This is a genomic window from Pseudoduganella sp. RAF53_2, assembly GCF_052113985.1.
Classification (GTDB): Bacteria; Pseudomonadota; Gammaproteobacteria; order Burkholderiales; family Burkholderiaceae_D; genus Rugamonas.
Map to the genome: position 1 here is coordinate 1 of NZ_JBFRDW010000790.1, position 2402 is coordinate 2402.

General features: G+C 61.9%; 2 protein-coding genes. Both read right to left on the reverse strand.

Features of this window, described 5'->3' with window-relative positions; all coding sequences use genetic code 11:
* On the reverse strand, window positions 1–494 hold a 494-nt coding region (locus AB4Z11_RS29525; protein WP_442029412.1), incomplete at its 3' end, for an MFS transporter.
* 9 nt (window positions 495–503) lie between these two features.
* On the reverse strand, window positions 504–2402 hold a 1899-nt coding region (locus tag AB4Z11_RS29530), incomplete at its 5' end, for a glycoside hydrolase family 3 N-terminal domain-containing protein (protein ID WP_442029414.1).

Genomic DNA, 2402 nt, shown 5'->3' on the forward strand with positions numbered 1-2402 from the left:
GTCGTGCCCAGTGAATTGAAGGCCTGCGTCAAGGTCAGGCGGCTGGACGCGGTACGCGCCGGACCAAGCACGGTAACAAAAGGATTCGCCGCCACCTGCAGGATGGTGATGCCCGCTGCCAGCACGAAGAAGGCAAACAGGAACAGCGTATAGCCGCTCTCCGCCGCCGGATAGAACAGCGCGCAGCCGCCGGCCGCAATCAGCAGGCCTGTCACCGCGCCGCGCTGATAGCCGATGCGGCGAATCAGTCCGCCCGCCGGCAGCGATACGATGAAGTAGGCGCCGAAGAAGCAGAACTGCACCAGCATCGCCTGCACGTAGCTGAGCGTATATTTCGCCTTCAGATGCGGGATCAGCACGTCATTGAGCGACGTGAGCAAGCCCCACATGAAGAACAGGATGGTGATGATGACCAGCGGCGCCGTGTTATTGCCGTTGGCATCGTGGGTCGAATGCGCCACTGGCGCGCTAGCATTGTGTGCGGTATTTGCCATGACCGTTCCTTATTTCAGATCTTCGCAGCGCACCGCATCGGTGGCGCCGGAGACAATCTCGATATTCGCAAACGATGCCGCAAACGTTGCGTCTGACGTAATGCTGAATGGCGTATCGACGCGCTCCGGATGCAAACCAGCGAAGCAAGCCAGGGGAATCGAAACACTCTGCTTGCCCTTGCCTGCCAGGCGCTGGAACAGCGCGGTCGCATTGACCGTGCTGTCCTGCATTGCCAGCGTTACCTTGCCCTGCGGCGCCGCCGACACGATGGTGGCAAAGTGCAGCGCGCCATCCTTGGCCAGCGCCGGCGGCAGGGCCAGCGGCTTGGCGCCATGCGCTTCAACGGATGCCGGACCGGTCCAGGTCACCAGCTTGGCGTCCTGCTGGGTATTGATCTGCGAAGTCTGCACCTTGATGCCCGGCAGCTGGAAGGTCGCGTTCAGGTCTGCGCCCAGTGCCTGGCGTTCGCTGCCGCTGCGGATCGCGAGCGGGAAGCTGGCACGGTCGGCCTGGCTGAAAACAGGATAGCTATTGCCGCCGCCGCAACCGCCCGCCGCATACGAGGTATCCAGCTTGCCCAGTTTCGAACGCTGTCCGTTTTTCAGACCATAGCCATAGGCGAACAGCGGCGAATAATCGGCATCGCCTACGTTCAGCGGCGTCTGGCAGGCCGACTTCGGCCACGAGAAGGACAGTTTGCCGCGGAAGTCGTATTTCTGTTTGYCGGCCACCAGCAGATCAGATACGCCCTTGCCTTCGGTGCCTGGCAGCCAGGCCGCGATAAAGGTATCCGACAAATTCAGCAAATCGTTGGTGTACAGAGGACGGCCGGAAACGAACACGGTCACCACCGGCTTGCCCTTCCCTGCCACGGCCTCCAGCACGGACAAATCCTCCGGATAACGGCTGCTGTGGCGCAGCGTGCCGGACGGGCCGATATCGCCATCGCCTTCGGCGTATGGACGCTCGCCGATCACGGCGATCACGGCATCGAACTTGCTGACATCCACATCGCGCGCATCGGCACTGAACAGCACATTCTCGGCGCCCGCCGCGGCGCGGATGCCGGCCAGGATGCTGTCGGCGTTCGGGAAGTCGGCATTGGTGTTGTCCGTGCCCTGCCAGGTCAGCGACCAGCCGCCGGTCTGGTTGGCGATATTGTCCGCGGTCTTGCCCACCACCAGAATCTTCTTGCCGTGTGCCAGTGGCAGCGCAGGGCCTTCGTTCTTCAGCAGCACCAGCGATTCACGTACCGCACGGCGCGCCAGCTCGCGCGCCAGCAGCGCATCGTTCTTGCCCGCGTGGGCGTTCTGCGCAGGGCTCTTACCAAACAAGCCAGCGCGCAGCTTCACGCGCAGGATACGGGTCACGGCATCATCAATGCGCGCCATCGGAATCTCGCCGGACTTCACTTGCGCGATGGTGTTGGCGATAAAGGCCTTCCAGTCATCCGGCACCATGATCATGTCCACGCCGGCATTGATCGACTGCGGGCAGCTGTCGTTGCGGCAGCCCGGTACTTCGGCGATGGCGTTCCAGTCGCTGATCACAAAACCGTCGAAGCCCATCTTGGTCTTCAGTACATCGGTCAGCAACACTCGGCTGCCGTGCATCTTGCCGTAATTGACGCCTGCGCTGACATCGTCCCAGCTGTTGAACGACGCCATCACCGTCTGGGCTCCCGCCGCCAGGCCGGTGTAATAGCCGCGGGCATGGATATTCATCATCTGCTCGGCCGTGGACTTGTTCACGCCACGGTCCTTGCCCTGGTCGGTGCCGCCGTCACCCATGAAGTGCTTGATACTGGCGACCACGTTGGCATCGTTCTTGAAACTGCCCTGCAGACCGCGAACGTAAGGACCTGCATAGCTTTCGACTACTTCAGGGTTTTCCGAGAAGCTCTCGTA